Genomic DNA, 232 nt, shown 5'->3' with positions numbered 1-232 from the left:
GCCGGCCCCTTCCCCGGCCCGGTACCAGCCCACGGCCTGGCCCAGATAGGTCGCCACCACCGCGCCGACGATGCCGAGCAGGGTCGTGATGATGAAGCCCGAGGGGTCCCGGCCCGGATGGAGGAAGTTCGCAACCAGCCCGGCGAGGAAACCGATGACGATCGTTCCGATGATACCCATGCCCGTTCCCTTTCCAACGCGTTCCAACGCGCCGGGGTAAAGCCGCCGCTCG

The 232-nt window shown here is 68.5% G+C and carries 1 protein-coding gene; it reads right to left on the bottom strand.

Going from position 1 to position 232, the window contains the following annotated elements:
• Positions 1-180 (bottom strand): GlsB/YeaQ/YmgE family stress response membrane protein (locus tag J5474_RS22715; RefSeq protein WP_209364297.1); only part of this gene is annotated, 180 nt, incomplete at its 3' end.
• Positions 181-232 lie beyond the last annotated feature (52 nt).

The organism is Sagittula salina (assembly GCF_017813235.1).
Classification (GTDB): domain Bacteria; phylum Pseudomonadota; class Alphaproteobacteria; order Rhodobacterales; family Rhodobacteraceae; genus Sagittula; species Sagittula salina.
Note: the sequence above shows the minus strand (reverse complement) of the source record. Positions and strands in the feature narration are given on the sequence as shown.